Annotated in this window: 16 protein-coding genes and 1 pseudogene; 3 read left to right on the top strand and 14 right to left on the bottom strand. The window is 69.1% G+C overall.

All coding sequences use genetic code 11. The features are described from left to right. Positions 1-74: 74 nt before the first annotated feature. The 9 genes and pseudogenes from P5G52_RS09450 to P5G52_RS09490 all read right to left on the bottom strand — a co-directional run. Positions 75-923 (bottom strand): annotated as a pseudogene (locus tag P5G52_RS09450) (metal ABC transporter permease); the annotation flags it as partial. A gap of 1 nt (position 924) precedes the next feature. Further along, the gene (locus P5G52_RS09455; RefSeq protein WP_301226791.1) at positions 925-1,788 is read right to left on the bottom strand and encodes a metal ABC transporter ATP-binding protein; all 864 of its coding nucleotides are present in this window, start codon (positions 1,786-1,788) and stop codon (positions 925-927) included. Next, the gene (locus P5G52_RS09460) at positions 1,785-2,705 is read right to left on the bottom strand and encodes a metal ABC transporter solute-binding protein, Zn/Mn family (protein ID WP_301226793.1); all 921 of its coding nucleotides are present in this window, start codon (positions 2,703-2,705) and stop codon (positions 1,785-1,787) included. The genes P5G52_RS09455 and P5G52_RS09460 overlap by 4 nt, the downstream gene beginning before the upstream one ends. 31 nt (positions 2,706-2,736) lie before the next feature. Then, on the bottom strand, positions 2,737-3,498 hold the full coding sequence (locus P5G52_RS09465; RefSeq protein ID WP_301226795.1) for a class I SAM-dependent methyltransferase: 762 nt from the start codon (positions 3,496-3,498) through the stop codon (positions 2,737-2,739). A gap of 30 nt (positions 3,499-3,528) precedes the next feature. Then, positions 3,529-4,338: a histidinol-phosphatase gene (gene hisN, locus P5G52_RS09470; RefSeq protein ID WP_301226796.1), complete on the bottom strand. Its 810-nt coding sequence runs from the start codon at positions 4,336-4,338 to the stop codon at positions 3,529-3,531. A 142-nt stretch (positions 4,339-4,480) separates the two neighbouring features. Further along, positions 4,481-4,684 carry a cold-shock protein gene (locus tag P5G52_RS09475; protein WP_043446208.1) on the bottom strand — a complete coding sequence of 68 codons (204 nt, stop codon included), beginning with the start codon at positions 4,682-4,684 and terminating at the stop codon, positions 4,481-4,483. 173 nt (positions 4,685-4,857) lie between these two features. Next, positions 4,858-5,988, bottom strand: coding sequence for a ribosome small subunit-dependent GTPase A (rsgA, locus tag P5G52_RS09480; RefSeq protein ID WP_301226801.1), 1,131 nt, complete (start codon positions 5,986-5,988; stop codon positions 4,858-4,860). Next, on the bottom strand, positions 5,985-7,361 hold the full coding sequence (gene aroA / locus P5G52_RS09485) for a 3-phosphoshikimate 1-carboxyvinyltransferase (RefSeq protein ID WP_435868663.1): 1,377 nt from the start codon (positions 7,359-7,361) through the stop codon (positions 5,985-5,987). The genes rsgA and aroA overlap by 4 nt, the downstream gene beginning before the upstream one ends. Positions 7,362-7,366: 5 nt before the next feature. After that, positions 7,367-7,915 (bottom strand): DoxX family protein, encoded by a 549-nt coding sequence (locus P5G52_RS09490; protein WP_301226803.1) that lies wholly within the window; start codon positions 7,913-7,915, stop codon positions 7,367-7,369. Between the two features lie 331 nt (positions 7,916-8,246). On the opposite strand from P5G52_RS09490, the gene P5G52_RS09495 reads away from it, so the two are divergent. Both P5G52_RS09495 and rsrA read left to right on the top strand, forming a co-directional pair. Continuing rightward, positions 8,247-9,041 (top strand): sigma-70 family RNA polymerase sigma factor, encoded by a 795-nt coding sequence (locus tag P5G52_RS09495; protein ID WP_435868697.1) that lies wholly within the window; start codon positions 8,247-8,249, stop codon positions 9,039-9,041. Continuing rightward, positions 9,038-9,298: a mycothiol system anti-sigma-R factor gene (rsrA, locus tag P5G52_RS09500; protein ID WP_087076341.1), complete on the top strand. Its 261-nt coding sequence runs from the start codon at positions 9,038-9,040 to the stop codon at positions 9,296-9,298. Before P5G52_RS09495 ends, rsrA begins: the two co-directional genes overlap by 4 nt. 115 nt (positions 9,299-9,413) lie before the next feature. On the opposite strand, the gene P5G52_RS18365 is transcribed toward rsrA, so the two are convergent. Continuing rightward, positions 9,414-9,488, bottom strand: a complete 75-nt coding sequence (locus P5G52_RS18365; protein ID WP_369299106.1) for a 50S ribosomal protein bL37 — start codon at positions 9,486-9,488, stop codon at positions 9,414-9,416. 172 nt (positions 9,489-9,660) lie between these two features. On the opposite strand from P5G52_RS18365, the gene P5G52_RS09505 reads away from it, so the two are divergent. After that, entirely contained in the window at positions 9,661-10,626 is a 966-nt protein-coding gene (locus P5G52_RS09505; protein ID WP_301226808.1) for a zinc-binding dehydrogenase, read from the top strand. A gap of 103 nt (positions 10,627-10,729) precedes the next feature. Here P5G52_RS09505 and P5G52_RS09510 read toward each other — a convergent pair whose 3' ends face one another. The 4 genes from P5G52_RS09510 to P5G52_RS09525 all read right to left on the bottom strand — a co-directional run bounded on the left by P5G52_RS09510 (position 10,730) and on the right by P5G52_RS09525 (position 16,968). Beyond that, positions 10,730-12,508: an ABC transporter ATP-binding protein gene (locus tag P5G52_RS09510; protein ID WP_301226810.1), complete on the bottom strand. Its 1,779-nt coding sequence runs from the start codon at positions 12,506-12,508 to the stop codon at positions 10,730-10,732. Further along, positions 12,505-13,539: an ABC transporter permease gene (locus P5G52_RS09515; RefSeq protein ID WP_301226812.1), complete on the bottom strand. Its 1,035-nt coding sequence runs from the start codon at positions 13,537-13,539 to the stop codon at positions 12,505-12,507. Before P5G52_RS09515 ends, P5G52_RS09510 begins: the two co-directional genes overlap by 4 nt. Positions 13,540-13,548: 9 nt before the next feature. Further along, entirely contained in the window at positions 13,549-15,081 is a 1,533-nt protein-coding gene (locus P5G52_RS09520) for an ABC transporter permease (protein ID WP_301226814.1), read from the bottom strand. Positions 15,082-15,183: 102 nt separating this feature from the next. Next, positions 15,184-16,968 carry an ABC transporter family substrate-binding protein gene (locus P5G52_RS09525; RefSeq protein ID WP_301226816.1) on the bottom strand — a complete coding sequence of 595 codons (1,785 nt, stop codon included), beginning with the start codon at positions 16,966-16,968 and terminating at the stop codon, positions 15,184-15,186. Between the last annotated feature and the right edge of the window lie 42 nt (positions 16,969-17,010).

Consider the following 17,010-nt stretch of genomic DNA (forward strand, 5'->3'; position numbering starts at 1 on the left):
GGGACATCGGCCGCGGCTCGGGCGGCGGTACGCCCGGTCCCGGACTGGGACCCCGACCCGGACCCGGTCCGCGAGGCTTCGCGCCGCCGTCGGGCCTGCCACAGCACCCCGTCGGGCCGGGCGAAGAGGTAGACGGCAGTGAAGACGAGCGCCTGGCACAGCACCACGGCGGCGCCCGTGGAGATGTCGAGGTAGTAGCTCGCGTAGATCCCGGCGACCGACGCGGCCACGGTGAGCACGACGGCGATCACCAGCATCCGGTCGAAACTGCGGGACAGGAGGAACGCGGTGGCCCCCGGCGTGATGAGCATGGCCACGACGAGGATGATCCCGACGGCCTGGAGCCCGACCACGACGGTGAGGGCGAGCAGTCCGAGCAACAGGGCCGACAGCATCCTGGTGTTGAGTCCGATCACGTGGGCGTGCGTGCGGTCGAAGGCCAGCAGGGTCAGGTCGCGCCGCTTGAACAGCAGGACGGCGAGGGTTCCCGTGCCGAGGATGAGCACCTGCCAGACCTCGCCCGTGGAGACACCGAGGACGTTGCCGAACAGGATGTGCATCAGGTCGATCTGCGAGGGCGTGGCCGAGACGATGGCCAGTCCGGTGGCGAACAGGGCGGTGAACACCACACCGATCACCGTGTCCGCCTTCAGCTTGGTGGTGGACCGGACGATCCCGATGAGCGCGACAGCACCGGCACCGAAGACGAAGGCGCCGATGGAGAACGGGATGCCGAGGATGTACGCGAGGGCCACTCCGGGCAGGACGGCGTGCGACACGGCATCGCCCATGAGCGACCAGCCCATGAGGATGAGCCAGCAGGAGAGTACGGCCGCCACCACGGCTGCGGCGACGGTGACGGCGAGGGCCCGGGTGAGGAATCCGTACTGCAGCGGTTCGAGCAGGAAGGTGAGGACATCCATGTCAGGACTTTCCGTTCGGGGCGGCGGGAGGCGCGGTGGAAGGCGCGGGGGGAGTTACGGCGGGAGCTGCAGTGGGAGCTGCGGCCGGACCCGCGGGGGCGACGGAGGGTGTGGAGCGTGCGGGCGGCACCGGGCCGAAGGCGAGTGCGAGGTTGCCGTGCGTCAGCACCTGGAACGGATCGCCCTGGGCCAGAACGCGCCGGTGCAGGAGGACGGCCTCGTCGCACAGCTCGGGCACACCGGCGAGGTCGTGGGTGGACACCAGCACCGAGCGTCCCTCGTCCCGCAGCGCCTTCAGGAGGGCCGTCATCGTGCGCTCGCTCGCCCGGTCCACTCCTGCGAAGGGCTCGTCGAGGAGGAGCAGCCGCGCGTCCTGCGCGATGCTGCGCGCGATGAAGACCCGCTTGCGCTGTCCACCGGACAGCTGGCCGATCTGGCGTTTCCGCAGTTCGGTCAGGCCCACCCGTTCGAGGGCGTCGTCGACGGCCACCCGGTCCGCCGCCCGCAGGCGGCGGGCGGCACCCAGGCGTCCGTAGAGCCCCATGGCGACGACGTCGGACACGGACACCGGGAACGTCCAGTCGACCTCCTCCGCCTGCGGCATGTAGGCCACGAGGCCCTGCTTCCGGGCGCTCGCGGTGGACATGCCGAAGAGTTCGACGCTGCCGTCCCGGGGGACCAGGAGACCCATGAGCGCCTTGAAGAGCGTCGACTTGCCGGAGCCGTTGACGCCGATGAGGCCGCAGATCCTTCCGGCGTCGAGGCTCATCGTGACGTCGTCGAGCGCGTGGACGTCGTTGTAGCTCACGCTGAGGTTCCGGACGCCGAGCACGGGCACGGTTGCGGGGAGGTCGAGGGCTGTCATCGGGCGAGTCCTTCCGCGATGGTCCGGAGGTCGTAGCGGATGAGTTCCAGGAAGGTCGGCACGGGGCCGTCGGCTTCCGAGAGCGAGTCGACGTAGAGCGTGCCGCCGAGCTCCGCGCCCGTGGCGAGGGCCACCTGTTCCTGCGCCGAGGGGTTGACCGTGGATTCGCAGAAGACGGTCGGCACCCGGTGATCCTCCACGAAGCCGATGACGTCCCGGACCTGGCGCGGGGTGCCCTCCGTGTCGGAGTTGACCGGCCAGATGAACGCCTCCTGCAGGCCCGCGTCCCGCGCCAGGTACGAGAAGGCTCCTTCGCAGGTCACGAGCGCGGCTGTGTCGGCCGCGTCGAGTTCCTCCCGGAAGCCCGTCAGCAGATCCTCGAGGTCGTCCTTCAGGCGCAGGCCGTTGGCCTCGAAGTCGGCGGCATGGTCAGGAGCGAGACCGGAGAGCGCCTCGACGGTGTTGTCCACGTAGATCTGGGCTGCCCGTGGGGACATCCAGGCGTGCGGGTTGGCGAGTCCCGCGTAGTCGCCGGAGCGGATGTCCACGGGCTCGACGCCGTCGGACAGGACGGCGTGGGGGGCATCGACCGACTGCAGGAAGCGCTCGAACCAGCGCTCGAGGCCCAGCCCGTTGTCGAGGATGAGGTCCGCATCCTGCGCCCTCACGAGATCGGACGGCGTCGGCTCGTATCCGTGGATCTCGGCGCCCACCTTGGTGATCGATTCAACGCGGACGTGGCCTCCGCCGACGGTGTCGGCGAGATCGGCGAGGACCGAGAAGGTCGTGAGGACCAGGGGCCGGTCGTCCGTCGGGGCGCCCGGCGCCGCGGTGGCCGCGCATCCGGCGAGGAACGCCACGGCGAGACACCACGCGGCCGTCCTGCCCGCCCGCCCACGGAGCTCGATTTGAGGCATACCTAAAAATAGCGTTTAGGCATGCCGAAAACTAGATGCGGAGCAGGGAGGTGCGCCAGGCATGCGTGTAGTACGGGATGCGGAGGAGGGCATCGGGTTCGAAGGCGAGGTAGTCGGTGAGGTACCACCGCAGGTTCGACTCCACACGCTGCTGCAGGGCCGGCGAGGCCCGCTGGTAGTAGCTGCGGGACCGCGCGAGGTCGACGACGTCGGGCACCCGCAGTTCCTGGGTCCAGTGCACGAGCAGGTCCTCGGGAGGGGCGAAGGCCGGTCCGAAGTCCGGCCGGTACGCGGGGGAGAAGACATCCCCGGCGTGCATGATGCGGGACAGCCGGTGCACCCAGGGGAGCGAGACGTCGAGCTGGTTCCAGACGAGGGCGATCCGGCCTCCGGGCACCAGGACGCGCGCGGCCTCCCGCACCGTCGCCGCGTGGTCGCACCAGTGCCAGGCCTGCGCGAGCGTGAGCAGGTCCACCGAGCCGCCGGGCAGGTGCGAGTGTTCCGCGGTGCCCTGGACGACGGGGACCTCCGGCAGCCGGGTCGAGAGGACGGCGAGCATGTCCTCCGACGGGTCCACCGCCGTCACCCCGAGTCCGCGCTCCACCAGCAGGCCGGTGAAGAGTCCCGTGCCGGCGCCGATGTCCGCGGCGTGGCGGGCACCCTCGGGGACGATCCAGTCGCCGACCTGTGCCGGATACCCGGGACGCACGCGGTCGTACCGTCCTGCCCCCGAGAGGTAGGCGCGGCCCATCTCTCGGCGCCGCTCCTCGTCGAGCCTCGGCCCGCCTCTCACCACGAGGGGCTCCAGGAGCCGGCGGTGCTGCTAGAGCAGGTCATCCACATCGGGGTTGAGGGTGCGCAGGACCTCGCTGTGCAGGGTTCCGTTGGTCGCCAGGGCGTTGCCGCCGAAGGGGCCGTCCTCGCCGTCGAGGGAGGTGAAGCGGCCCCCTGCCTCGGTCACGATCGGCACCAGGGCCGCCATGTCGTACAGGTTCAGCTCCGGTTCGCACGCGATGTCCACCGCGCCCTCCGCCACCAGGCAGTAGGACCAGAAGTCGCCGTAGGCGCGGGTGCGCCAGACGCGGTCGGTCAGGTTCACGAACTCGGCCAGGGATCCGCGCTGGCGCCAGCCGGACAGGCTCGAGTAGGACAGGGACGCATCCCCGAGCCGCGAGACGTTCGACACCCGCAGGCGTTGCGCCGCCGCGAGGGACTTGCCGGTATAGGCGCCGGTGCCGTCCGCCGCCCACCACCGCTTGCCCAGCGCCGGTGCGCTCACGACGCCGACCACGGGCTTCCCGTCGTCGATCAGGGAGATCAGGGTGGCCCAGACCGGCACGCCCCGGACGAAGTTCTTGGTGCCGTCGATGGGATCGATGACCCAGCGGCGCGACCCGGAGCCCGAACTGCCGAACTCCTCGCCGAGCACCGCGTCGCGCGGCCGGGCCCGGGAGAGCTGTCCGCGGATCGCTTCCTCGGCGCTCTTGTCGGCGTCGGTCACGGGAGTGAGGTCCGGCTTGGTCTCGACCCGGAGGTCGAGCGCCTTGAAGCGCGCCATCGTCTGGTCGTCCACCGAGTCGGCCATGATGTGGGCGAGGCGGAGGTCGTCGTTGTAGCCCTGCGTGAAACTCATACCGTTCAACCTATCGTCTCTGCAGGCACATCCCGCCCGGCGGCGCGGGGTGCGCGGGTGGACCCGGACAGCAGAAAGCCACCGCGGGCTTGCGCCGCGTGGTGGCTTTCGGATCCGGGCTACAGGAGCAGCCGGGGGAGAATCAGAGAACGGTGATGTTCTCGGCCTGGGGTCCCTTGGGGCCCTGGGTGGTCTCGAAGTTGACCTTCTGGTTCTCTTCGAGGGAACGGTAGCCGTTCGAGTTGATCGCGGAGAAGTGGGCGAACACGTCAGCGCCGCCGTCCTCGGGAGCGATGAAGCCGAAGCCCTTTTCGGCGTTGAACCATTTCACTGTGCCAGTAGCCATGTCGTATTTCCTTACCTGGGAGAGCGTCCCGACGTTCGGGGCTCATCGTGGTGTTCGTTACTCGCTTATCGTCAAAAGCTGTCGAACTCCAGGTGGAGGGTCAAGGCTTGAAATTTAATGCGCAAACAACAACAGCTTTCAGCCTAACAGTCTTTCCGGTCGCCTCCGACCACTCACTGCTGGCCGAGCTCCTTGGCGTCGTGGGCACTGCCCCGCGGGTCGGCGGTCCCGGCAGTGAGCAGCCGGCGCAGGCTGGCGAGCCTCACAGGGCCCGACTCCCCGGCGAGCCCCTCGTCCACGTAGCTGTCCAGTCCGCAATCGACGGCGTTGTCGTCGTGCCGGCACCCGCGTTCGCAGCGCTCCGTCCCCGGCTCGAGGTCGGGGAACGCCTTCAGGATCCGGTCGGCGTCCACGTGCGCCAGCCCGAAGGACCGGATGCCCGGGGTGTCGATGATCCACGTACCGGGCGCGGCGTCGGCGGCCTTGAGCGCGAGGGCCGACGAGGACGTGTGGCGTCCGCGGCCCGTCACCGCGTTCACGCCGCCCGTCGCCCGGGAGGAGCCGGTGAGGGCATTGACCATGGTCGACTTGCCGACACCGGAGTGGCCGAGCAGCACGCTCACCTGTCCGTCGAGCTCGTCGCGCAGGGCGTCGACCGCCCCGTGCGAGAGCCGGGCGGACTCGCCGTCGTCGGACGTGGCCTCGATCCCGACGCTCTCGTCGGTCCGGCTGATGATGACGCGGAGGTCGAGGTGCTCGTAGTTGGCGAGCAGGGCAGCGGGGTCGCGGAGATCGGCCTTCGTGATGCACAGCAGCGGTTCGATGCCCGCGTCGTAGGCGGCGACGAGCGCCCGGTCGATGAAGCCGGTCCTCGGTTCCGGGTTCGCCGCCGCGACGACGATCACGAGCTGGTCCGCATTCGCGACCACCACGCGTTCCACCGGGTCCGTGTCGTCCGCGCTGCGGCGGAGGACCGTCCGGCGGTCCTCGATGCGCACGAGGCGTGCGAGGGAGTCGGGTCCTCCGGAGAGGTCTCCGACGAGGGAGACGATGTCACCGGCGACGACGGCGCTGCGGCGCAGTTCCCGCGCACGCGCGGCGATGACGATGCGCTCGTCCGGGGTGTCCTCGTCGACCACCGTGGTGTAGCGTCCGCGGTCCACGGTCACCACACGGCCCAGCACGGCGTCCTCGTAGGCGGGACGGTTCTTGGTGCGCGGGCGGGACCCCTTCTTGTTGGGGCGGATCCGGACGTCGGACTCGTCCCAGGACCGTGAGCCGCGGCGGTTGCCGGCCTCGCTCATGCGCGTGCCGCCGCTGGTCCTCGTGCGCCGGCGTCCCCGGAACCGTTCGTCCCGGCGGTTCCGGTGACCGCCGCCCAGAGCTCCGGGAATTCCGGCATCGTCTTGGCCGTGGTGCCGATGTTCTCCACCTCGACGCCGTCGACGGCCAGGCCGATGATGGCGCCGGCGGTCGCCATGCGGTGGTCGTCGTAGGTGCGGAACACTCCTCCGTGGAGGGCTGCGGGCCGGATCACCAGGCCGTCGGCCGTTTCCTCGGCGTCGCCGCCGAGGCGGTTGATCTCCGCGACGAGTGCCGCGAGGCGGTCCGTCTCGTGCCCGCGGAGGTGGGCGATGCCGGAGAGCACCGACGGCGTCTCCGCCAGCGCGCAGAGCGCCGCGACCGTGGGGGCGAGTTCGGAGGTGTCGGCGAAGGTTCCCCCGGTGATCGAGGCCCCACCGGTCACCGTGAGCACGTCGCCGTCGAGCACCGCGGTCGCACCCATGAGGGGGAGGATGCGCCGCCACTCGTCGCCCACCTGCGTGGTGTCCTCGGGCCAGTTCCGCACGCGGACGGTACCGCCGGTGACGACCGCCGCGGCGAGGAAGGGCCCGGCGTTGGAGAGGTCGGGTTCGACGGCGACGTCGAAGGCCGCGATCGGGCCCGGGGAGACGCGCCAGTGGTTCGGGACGGAATCGTCGACCGCCACCCCGAGGGAGCGCAGCGTCTCCACGGTCATGCGGACGTGGTCGAGGCTCGGCACCGGCTTACCGACGTGTTCGAGGTGCAGTCCCTCGGTGAAGCGGGCGCCCACCAGGAGCAGCGCCGACACGAACTGCGAGGACGCCGAGGCGTCGATGACGAGGTGGCCCCCGCGGACGTCCCCCTCGCCCCGGACGGCGAACGGGAGCGAGCCGGACCCGCCGTCGTCGACGGGGACCCCGAGTCCGCGGAGCGCGGCGATGATGCTTCCCATGGGGCGTCGGCGCGCGTGCGGATCGCCGTCGAAGGTGGTGGTGCCGGCGACGAGGCCTGCGAGGGGCGGCACGAAGCGCATCACCGTGCCGGCGAGGCCGCAGTCGACCGCCCGCGGACGCGTGTCGCCGCCTCCGGCCGGCAGGGGAGTGACGCGCAGGTCCGGGCCGAAGTCGCCGTCACCGGGCACCTCGTCGACGACCGCGCCGAGGGCGCGCAGGGCGGCGACCATCAGGGCGGAGTCACGGGAGTGCAGGGGCCGCCGGATGAGGCACGACCCGTCCGCGAGGGCGGCGAGCACGAGGTAGCGGTTGGTCAGGGATTTCGAGCCGGGGACCGAGAGGTCGGCATCCACGGGACGGCTCAGGCGGGGCGCCCGCCACATGGTCTGGTCGGACACCCCGCCTGGAGTCGCTGTCATCGAGCTTATGAACCGACGACGTCGGCAGCGGTCTTGCGCACGACCTTGTCGGCCTTCTGCAGCTGCTTGCGCGCGTCCTTGCCCAGGCCCAGGGCGTTCTTCCGGGCACCCACGGCGAGGTGCTCCGCGCGCCAGGCGATCCCCGGGCGGCCGTTCGTGTCGACGGCGGCCAGCAGGACGGCGCCGATCAGCGAGAGGTTCTTGAGCAGCTGCGAGCGGCGTGCCTTCTTGCCCTCGGGCGTCGAGGCGTCCGCCGAGCGGTAGTCGACCAGGGTGTTCACCGTCGCCGTCACCGTCAGGAGGAGGGCCGCGACCCGGGAGAACCGACCGATGGCGAGCAGGAGCGATGCCGCGACCTGGGTGCCGCCGAGCACCTGGCCCACGAGCTTCTCGTTGCCGGTGACCGCGGCGGCCGAGGGGACGACCCTCGTGATGCCCGCGAGGACGGGCTTGAGCTGCGGGGCCGTGGTACCCGCCGTGCGGAGCCGGTCGATACCGGAGAACACGAAACCGCTGGCGATCAAGGGTCGGGCTAATACGCGGACAAGGGTCACAACTGCCTCCTGGTTGCCGGCGCGATTCGCCGGGCATCGGGTTTTGTTCTGCGGAGCACGCTGGGACTAGTTTTGCATGCCTCCGGATACGGTGCGATCCCGCGGTCGGGCTGGATGCTCCGGGTTGCGGGGAGGGCGGCGGCAACGGACGGCGCACGAGGGATTACCAAGGAGGAAGGCGGGAGGAAGGCGGGAGGAAGGCGGGAGGAAGGCGGGAGGAAGGCGGGAGGAAGGCGGCGGAGGGTGGCAGGAATAAGGGCGCCGTCAGGCCGGTTGGAAGAGGCGTGGAGGAAACCGGAACGGGAGATGGGTGCGCATGACGGGTGTACGGATGGCCCCGGTCGAAAGACCGGATTTCCAGCTCTCGACGTCGGTCCGGCGGGATGTTCGCCCGGCCGTGGGAGCGCGCGGACGCGTAGACTTTGGGACGATGAATACAACAGCCCCCGCAGGTAGCAGCCAGGCCGAAGACGACCAGTTGGACGTGTCTACGGAGTCGGAAGCCGACCGCAAGGCACGCTTCGAGCGCGACGCCATGCAGTACGTCGACCAGCTCTACTCGGCCGCCATGCGCATGGCCCGGAATCCCAGTGATGCGGAGGACCTGGTGCAGGAGGCCTACACCAAGGCGTTCTCGGCCTTCCACCAGTACAAGCCGGGGACCAACCTGAAGGCGTGGCTTTACCGCATCCTCACGAACACCTACATCAACCTGTACCGCAAGCGGCAGCGCGAGCCCCTGCAGTCGCACTCGGACACCATCGAGGACTGGCAGCTGGCGAAGGCCGCCGAACACACGTCCACCGGTCTCCGCTCGGCCGAGGCCGAGGCGCTGGACCACCTGCCGGATTCCGACGTCAAGAGCGCCCTGCAGGCCATTCCGGAGGAATTCCGGCTCGCGGTGTACTTCTCGGACGTCGAAGGCTTCGCGTACAAGGAAATATCGGAAATCATGAACACGCCCATCGGGACCGTCATGTCCCGGCTGCACCGCGGCCGCAAACTGCTGCGCGAACTCCTCTCCGAGTACGCGCACGAGCGGGGCCTCGGTACCGGCGCAGGTGCTGGTACCAGGACCCGGGTCGCGACGGGTGCAGCGGGCAAGGAACAGGAGATGGAGAAATGAGCGATTGCGAGAGCATGGGCGATTGCGCCGACTCGAGGATCGAACGGCTGTACGAGTACCTGGACGGCGCGCTGTCCCATCAGGACCTCGTGGAGATCAAGGACCACTTGGAGGGCTGCCCGGAGTGTGCCGAGGAACATGACCTCGAGTGCGTGATCCGGTCGGTCGTGAAGCGGTCCTGCACCGAGGTCGCGCCGTCGACCCTGAAGACGAGCATCCTCGACCGCATCAGCCACCTCAGGACCGTCGATCACTGACCCACTCCTGGCTGCCTGAATGCGCTGTCTGACTGCAGAGACAAAAGAACCTCCGGTGCCGTGACGGCCCGGAGGTTCTTTCTTGTGCTGCTGATGCAGCGGATAACGCCTGGACTCAGGTGTTGGGGCGCTTACCGTGGTTTGCGCCTCCACGCTTCCGGTCGCGACGCTTGCGTGCTCGCTTGCTCATGGCTGCCTCCTTTTTTCTTCAGGCACTGTAGTCGTACAGAACTGCACCCAAGTCTCCCATACTGCAACGGGCGTCACCTAAACAGCGGCAGGCACGGGGCGGGGGCGGCGCCCGGAGCCTCTCGGGCTGCCCCCTAGGATAGGTGGACATCCGTGACCGAAGGAGCTTATGTATGCGCGCCGCCTATGCAGCAACCCAGTCAGGAGACGATCCGCTCGCCGGACTCACCATCGGTAACCTCGAGGTACCCGACGCCCCTGCGGGTTTCACGCGGGTGAGGGTGGTCGCGTCCTGCCTCAACCACCACGACCTCTGGTCGCTGAAGGGTGTGGGCCTGCCGGAGGACCGCCTGCCCATGGTGCTCGGCTGCGACGCCGCCGGGATCGACGACGACGGCAACGAGGTGATCGTGCACGGCGTCGTGTCCTCGCCCGACTGGCGCGGTGACGAGACGCTCGACCCGAAGCGCTCCCTCCTGTCCGAGCGCCACCCCGGCACCATGGCCGACTACGTGTGGGTACCCGAGCGGAACCTGGTGCCCAAGCCCGCCGCGCTGTCCTTCGAGGAAGCGGCATGCCTTCCCACCGCGTGGCTCACCGCGTACCGCATGCTGTTCACGGTGTCGCCGGCAGCGCCCGGGTCCACGGTGCTCGTGCAGGGAGCGGGCGGCGGTGTCGCCTCCGCGCTGATCGCCCTCGCCTCCGCGGCAGGGTTCCGGGTCTGGGCGACGAGCCGCAGCGAGGCGAAGCGGCACCGGGCGCTCGACCTCGGCGCCGAGCAGGTGTTCGACGCAGGGGCGCGGCTGCCGGAACGCGTCGACGTGGTCTTCGATTCGGTGGGGGAGGCCACGTGGGCCCACTCGCTCAAGTCGCTCGTGCCCGGCGGGACCGTGGTGACGTGCGGAGCGACGAGCGGGCCGGCTCCGTCGGCGGACCTGAACCGGGTGTTCTTCCTCCAGCTGCGCGTGCTGGGTTCCACCATGGGGACGCGGGAGGAGCTCGTCCGGCTGACCCGCTTCCTCGTGGCCACGGGGGTGCGCCCCGTCATCGACACCGTCCTGCCCCTCGACGACGCGGCCAAGGGCTTCCAGCGCATGCTCGACGGCGACGTGTTCGGCAAGGTCGTCTTCCGCCACTGACGCGAACCCGTCGCACGCCGCAGACACCGAAGGGAACCCTCCGCGGAGGGTTCCCTTCCGTGTCTGCGGTGTCTGCCCTGCCTGCCGTGTACCCGCTCGGCCGCTACTCGGCGCCTGCCGCGAGGATGGCCGAGCGCTGCTCCCGGCGGAGCGACTGCTCGGCCGGATCCGGCACCGGGGCTGCCGCGAGCAGGCGCCGCGTGTAGGGATCGCGCGGGTACTTCAGGATCTGCTCCGTGCTGCCCTGCTCCACCAGCGTGCCCTTGTTCAGCACTGCGATATGGCTTGCGAGCAGTTCGACGACGGCGAGGTCGTGGCTCACGAACAGGCACGCGAAGCCGCGCTCGCGCTGCAGCTCCTGCAGCAGGTCCAGGACCCGCGCCTGCACGGAGACGTCCAGGGCAGACGTCGGTTCGTCGGCCACGAGCAGGTCCGGACGGAGGGACAGCGCCCGGGCTATGCCGACACGCTGGCGCTGCCCGCCCGAGAGCTCATGGGGGTACCGGTTGCGGAACGCGACCGGCAGCTGCACGTCGTCGAGCAGGGACGCCACCCGCCGGTCCAGCTCGGCGCGGCCCGGCTTCTCGTGGAGGAGCAGGGGCTCGCCGATGCTGTCGCCGATGGACAGTCGAGGGTTCAGCGACGCCGCAGGGTCCTGGAACACGATCGCGAACTTCTTGCGCAGCGGCAGGAGCTGGCGGGCGCTGAGGTCCGTGATGTCCGTGCCGCCGATGCTGACCCTGCCCCCCGAGGTCCGGATGAGCCCGGTCACGGCACGCGCGATCGTCGACTTGCCCGAGCCGGACTCACCGACCAGGCCCAGGACCTCGCCCGGTTGGATGGTGAGCGAGACGCCGGAGACCGCCTTGAAGGGTGGCTGGCGGAACCGGCCCGGGTACTCGATGTCCACGTCCCGGAGCTCGAGCGCCGGCACCACGCCCGATGCCCTGTGCGTCTCCTGCGCGCGCACGGCCGCCTCCGCGTACCCCTCGTGGATGCTCAGGCGCCCGTCCACCACCTCGACGTCGGAGAGGACGCCGCCCACCTTCGACCCGAGGTGGGGAACCGCTCCGAGGAGCTGCTTCGTGTAGGCCTCGGCCGGGGCGGCGAACAGCTGCGCCGTCGGTGCCGCCTCGACGATCCGCCCGCGCTCCATGACGACGACGTGGTCCGCGAGGTCGGCGACCACTCCCATGTCGTGGGTGATGAGCAGCACGGCGCTGTTGAGCCTCTTGTTGAGCTTGCGCAGGAGGTCGAGCACCTCCGCCTGCACCGTGACGTCGAGCGCCGTCGTGGGTTCGTCGGCGATGAGGAGCATCGGATCGTTCGCCAGGGCGATGGCGATCATCGCGCGCTGGCGCTGGCCGCCCGAGAACTGGTGGGGAAAGTTGTCGTAGCGGCGCTCCGGCTCGGGGATCTCGACCATGCGGAGCAGCTCGATGGCGCGCTTCTTCGCCTGGGCCGGTGACAGCTCCGTGTGCTGTTCGACGGCCTCCCGGATCTGTTCACCCACCGTCAGCACGGGATTCAGCGCCGTCATGGGTTCCTGGAAGATCATCGCGATCTCGTTGCCGCGGACCCGCCGGAGGGTGCCCTGCGGCGCACCGATCAGTTCGCGGCCGAGCATCTTCGCGCTGCCGGTCGAGCGACCGTTGCGGGGGAGCAGGCCGAGCAGGGCCATGGAGGACATGCTCTTGCCGGATCCGGATTCGCCGACGATCGCCAGGATCTCGCCGGGGTGGATCTCGTAGGAGACGTCCTCCGCCGCCATGACCCATTCGTTGTCGACGTTGAACTCGACGCCGAGGCCGCGGACCGCGAGGATGGGGCCGCTGGCGAGCGGAGTCTGCTCGTCCGTGATAATGACGGAACTGGAACTCATTGCTTCACCCTTGTCTGCTTGGGGTCGAACGCGTCGCGCAGGCCGTCACCGATGAAGTTGACGGCCAGGGCGATGCCGATGATGAACGCTCCGGGCCAGAGGAACAGCCACGGGCGCACCGTGAGGGCCGAGCGGTTGTCGTTGATGGCCTTGCCGAGCGAGGTGTCCGGCGCCGTGACGCCGAGGCCCAGGAAGCTCAGGCCCGTCTCGAGGAGGATGGCGCCGGAGATCGCGAGCGTCGTGGACACGATGATGACTCCGACCGTGTTGGGCAGGATGTGCCGGAAGATGATGCGGGCCGAACTCGCACCGACGGACTTCGCCGACTCGACGAACTCCTTCTCGCGCAGCGACAGGAACTCGCCGCGCACGAGCCGCGCGAGGCCGGTCCACGTGACGAGGCCGAGGAAGATCGCGAAGGGGATGATGCCGTGCTTCGCCACGATGCCGGCGACCGCCGCGGCGATGACGACCGTCGGGATGGTGATGACGACGTCGGTGATGCGCATGAGGAACGCTTCGGTCCAGCCGCGGAAGTACCCCGAGACCGCCCCCACCGTCGTGCCGATGACCATGGCCACCAGCCCGACGATGAACGCGATGATCAGGGAGGTCTGGATGCCGCGCATGGTGAGCGCGAAGTAGTCGCGGCCGAGGACGTCCTGGCCGAACGGGTGCTCGCCCAGGCTGAAGGGCCAGAGCGTCAGCGTGGGGCGTCCCTCGTTGAAGCGCGCGGCGAGGACGTCGTAGTCCTTGTTCCACCAGCCGGGGATCCCTGCGAAACCGATCGAGCTGAAGGCGAGGAGGAAGATCAGCACCAGCAGGGCGATGCCCGCGAGGGCACCCTTGTGGCGGAAGAACCGCTCACGGATCAGGCGCCCCTGGCTCTTGGCCTCGGTGGTGCGGATGCGGTCCGTCTGCTCCCGCGTGGGGGCGGCGGTCGCGATGTCGTTGTCCTGGCTCTGGAGCGTCATCTCGGACAGCTCCAGGGACGTGCGGGAGTCGTCCCGCATCTTGTCGTCAGTGCTCATGGGTGTGTCCTAGCTCAGGGTGATGCGCGGGTCGAGGAACGCGTAGGCGATGTCGGCGAGCATGTTGAACAGCACGGCAGCCGTTCCGACGACCAGGAAGAAGGCCATGACGGGGCCCGGGTCGACGTTGTCGATGCCCTCGACGAACATGTTGCCCATGCCGTTCCAGCCGAAGACCTGCTCGGTGATGACGGCGCCGCCGAGGACGCCGGCGAAGTCGAAGGCCATCAGCGTGGTGATCGGGATCATCGCATTGCGGAAGGCGTGCTTCACGAGGACGGTCCGTTCACTGAGGCCCTTGGCCCGGGCGGTGCGGATGTAGTCCTGGTTCATCACGTCGAGCTGGCTCGCCCTGGTGTACCGCGTGTAGGTGGCGAACGAGATCAGGGTCAGGGCGATGGTCGGCAGGATGAGGTGCAGCGCGTAGTCCAGGTTGATCTCCCAGAAGGTCCCGGCGAGGTTGGCCGACTGGGAGCCGGTGGTCGGGATGGGCCGTCCGCCCGCCTTCGCGGAGAGCGTCGGGTAGGCCTGGAGGAGGCGGTCGAGCACGATCAGCAGGCCCACGGACACGGCGATCACGGCACCGATCTTCGCCGCCTGGGCCCGGAACGGACCGCCCACGACGCCGGCGACGACGTACGCGACGACGGCTGTGCCCACCACGAGCGCGAGCACCAGGAGCCAGTTCGGATCGTCGAGCAGGGGGATCGAGAGGAGGTAGCCGGCGAAGGCCACCCCTGCGGCCGCAAGGGCCGCGTTCAGTACGCGGCGGCGGCGGAAGCCCGCCAGCAGGGCGGTCCAGAGCACGGCGATCCCTGCTGCCGACACGAGCATCCCGACGACGCCGAGGCCCGGCGTGACGAACCATCCGGTGACGAGCAGGAGGTAGAGGGCGAGTGCGGTGACGACCGCGGCGACGCCGAAGACGGTCGCCCGGCGCCTGCGGTCACCACCCACGACGACGGCCCAGACGACGCCGGAGACCACCCCGATGAGGGCGATCGTCAGATAGGGGAACTGCGGATTCGCCAGCCAGGTGTTGAGGTCGATCGCCAGGTACTGCTTGAGCAGCGTCGAGAGCCAGAACAGGGGCAGCGAGAACAGCAGGAAGGAGAGGAAGGTGACGGAGTAGTCGAAGGTGCTGTACTGCCGGATGGCGGTGACGATGCCGACGATGACGCCGAGGACGAGGGCGAGCACGGTCGCGACGATGACGAGCCGCAGCGTCGAACCCATGGCGTTCTCGAGCTGGGGGAGGACAGCGGCGCCCGTGCGGTCCTGGCCGAGCGTGCAGCTCACGCCGCCGGGGACGATGCAGTGGCCGATGTCCTGCAGCCACAGGAAGTACCGGGGGATGGGCGGGACGTCCAGGTTCATCGCCGCAGTACGTGCCGCGATGGTGGCGGCCTTCTCGGGGCCGCTGGTCTCGCCGAGATCCTCGAAGGGATCGCCCGACGAGATGGTGAGGAAGTACATCAGCGTGGTCGCCGCGAGCATGATGAAGAACGAGATGATGGTTCGCTTGACGATGAAGTAGAACACGTGGGGGCTCCTAGGAAACGGTGCAGGCGGTGGCGCGGCCGGGCACAGGGACGGGCAGGCCCGAGGGCCTGCCCGTCCTCATGCGTTCTCCGGATGATGCAATCAGGCCTGCTTCGTCCAGCTGTAGGCATTCCAGGTGATGCCGGTCTGCGTCGGGTTGAGTTCCACGCCCTCGAGCTTCGAGGAGTAGCCCGCGATGTTCGGGTTGGCGTAGAGGACCACGTTGTACTGCGTCTCGGCGAGGCGCTGCTCGAGGTCGGTCTTCAGCGGGACGACCGCCTCGGAGTCGGTGCTCGTGACGATCTCGTCCCAGAGGCGGTCCACCTCGGGGTCGCTGTAGCCACCGAAGTTCTGCTCACCGCCGGTGATGTAGATGGACTGGCCCGAGGCTACGAGGCCGGAGCCTGCCCAGCCGAAGACGACAGCGTCCCAGGCACCGGGCTGCGAGAGCTTGGCGCTCCACTCGGCCTCGGGCTGCGGGACGATCTCGAAGCCCGCCTTGTCGCAGGAGTCCTTGATCAGGGCGACCATGTCGGCGCGCAACTGGCTCGTGGAGGCGAACATCAGGCTGACCTTGACGGGCTCGGTCTTGCCGGCCTCGGCGAGGAGCGCCTTGGCACCCTCGATGTCGGCGGTCCCGTCGCCCTCTGCGGCGGGTGCGCCCTCGAGGACCGTCTCGTAGTCGGACTGCGCCGGCTGGTACTCGTGCAGGTTCATGACCGAACCCTCGGGATCGATGGGGGTCACGAACTTGTCGACCATGTCGGCCCTCGGCACGCACTTCCCGAAGGCCTGGCGCACCTTGAGGTCCTCGAAGACGGCACCGGGACGCTGGTCGAGGTCCACATGCGAGAAGGTCAGCGACTGCCCGGTGTCCACCGTGACGGTCTCGCCGATCTGCTCGAGGGCCGCCTTCGTGTCGACGGTCGGGCTGGACGGCTCGATGACGTCGACGTCGCCGTTCTGCAGTGCCTGGACTGCTTCCTCGTCGACGATGGTCTTGAAGACGATCGAGTCCGTCTTGCCGGCACGCTCCTCGCCCCAGTACTTGTCGTTCTTGACGAGCGTCAGGGTGCCGTCGGTGGCGTTGTCCAGCTTGTACGGGCCGGAGGAGGGGAGGATCGCCGTGTCGGGAAGGGTCGGCAGGTCGGCCTCGTAGTTCCAGCCGCTGTTCCAGAACTCGGCGACCGGACCAAGGGCCGCACTGTCGTCGTTCTGGATGGCTTCGACGAGTTCGGCGCCGTCGCCCTCGGCGGACATCCCGGCCTGCTCGGCAGCGATGTGGGCAGGCATGAAGACGCCGGTGGTGAACAGGGCTTCCCAGTCGGCGTAGGGCTCGGTGAAGACGGCCTCGAACTCCTTGGCGCCGGGCTCACCCTCGATCTTCTCCATGGAGGCGAACCCGTTGGTCGAGGCCGCCTGGAAGAGATCGGCCTCGGCGCCCGTCTCGGGATCCTTCTCACCGCTCGGGTGCGTGCCGGACAGGGCCGCCCAGCTCAGCAGGACGTCGTCGTAGTCGATCGGCGTGCCGTCGGACCAGACAGCATCCTCGTTGATGGTGTACTTGATCGTCAGCGGGTCGTCGCTGGTCTTCTCGTAGGTGCCGAACTCCTCGTTGGGCTCCAGGTTGCCGTTGGCGGCGAAGGCAGCGAAACCGCTCGAGGTCAGGTTGTCCACGTAGGTGTTGTAGACCGCATTGGTGCTGGCGGTGTTGCCGTTGTAGCCGGTGGGCGCCTGGCTGATCGCGATATTGATCGTCGGGGCGATGTTCTCCGTCGCACCCTGGGATGCCGGTGTCTCGGCCGTACCGCCCGCCGATCCGCAGGCGCTCAGCATGAGCGTTCCGATGGACAGTGCGGCGAGCGTCATAGTGCGCTTATTACGCATTCGATAGTCCTTACTGTGCTTGGCGCGAGGAACGCAGGAAGG

Origin of the sequence: Arthrobacter burdickii (assembly GCF_030433645.1) — a bacterium.
GTDB lineage: Bacteria > Actinomycetota > Actinomycetes > Actinomycetales > Micrococcaceae > Arthrobacter_D > Arthrobacter_D burdickii.

Excerpts from the sequence above, each read along its gene's own strand:
- aroA (WP_435868663.1), bottom strand. The coding sequence starts at position 7,361 with ATGACAGCGACTCCAGGCGGGGTGTCCGACCAGACCATGTGGCGGGCG.
- P5G52_RS09505 (WP_301226808.1), top strand. The coding sequence starts at position 9,661 with ATGCGCGCCGCCTATGCAGCAACCCAGTCAGGAGACGATCCGCTCGCC.
- P5G52_RS09515 (WP_301226812.1), bottom strand. The coding sequence starts at position 13,539 with ATGAGCACTGACGACAAGATGCGGGACGACTCCCGCACGTCCCTGGAG.
- P5G52_RS09460 (WP_301226793.1), bottom strand. The coding sequence starts at position 2,705 with ATGCCTCAAATCGAGCTCCGTGGGCGGGCGGGCAGGACGGCCGCGTGG.
- P5G52_RS09510 (WP_301226810.1), bottom strand. The coding sequence starts at position 12,508 with ATGAGTTCCAGTTCCGTCATTATCACGGACGAGCAGACTCCGCTCGCC.
- P5G52_RS09495 (WP_435868697.1), top strand. The coding sequence starts at position 8,247 with ATGGCCCCGGTCGAAAGACCGGATTTCCAGCTCTCGACGTCGGTCCGG.
- P5G52_RS09475 (WP_043446208.1), bottom strand. The coding sequence starts at position 4,684 with ATGGCTACTGGCACAGTGAAATGGTTCAACGCCGAAAAGGGCTTCGGC.
- P5G52_RS09525 (WP_301226816.1), bottom strand. The coding sequence starts at position 16,968 with ATGCGTAATAAGCGCACTATGACGCTCGCCGCACTGTCCATCGGAACG.
- rsgA (WP_301226801.1), bottom strand. The coding sequence starts at position 5,988 with ATGAGCGAGGCCGGCAACCGCCGCGGCTCACGGTCCTGGGACGAGTCC.
- rsrA (WP_087076341.1), top strand. The coding sequence starts at position 9,038 with ATGAGCGATTGCGAGAGCATGGGCGATTGCGCCGACTCGAGGATCGAA.
- hisN (WP_301226796.1), bottom strand. The coding sequence starts at position 4,338 with ATGAGTTTCACGCAGGGCTACAACGACGACCTCCGCCTCGCCCACATC.
- P5G52_RS09455 (WP_301226791.1), bottom strand. The coding sequence starts at position 1,788 with ATGACAGCCCTCGACCTCCCCGCAACCGTGCCCGTGCTCGGCGTCCGG.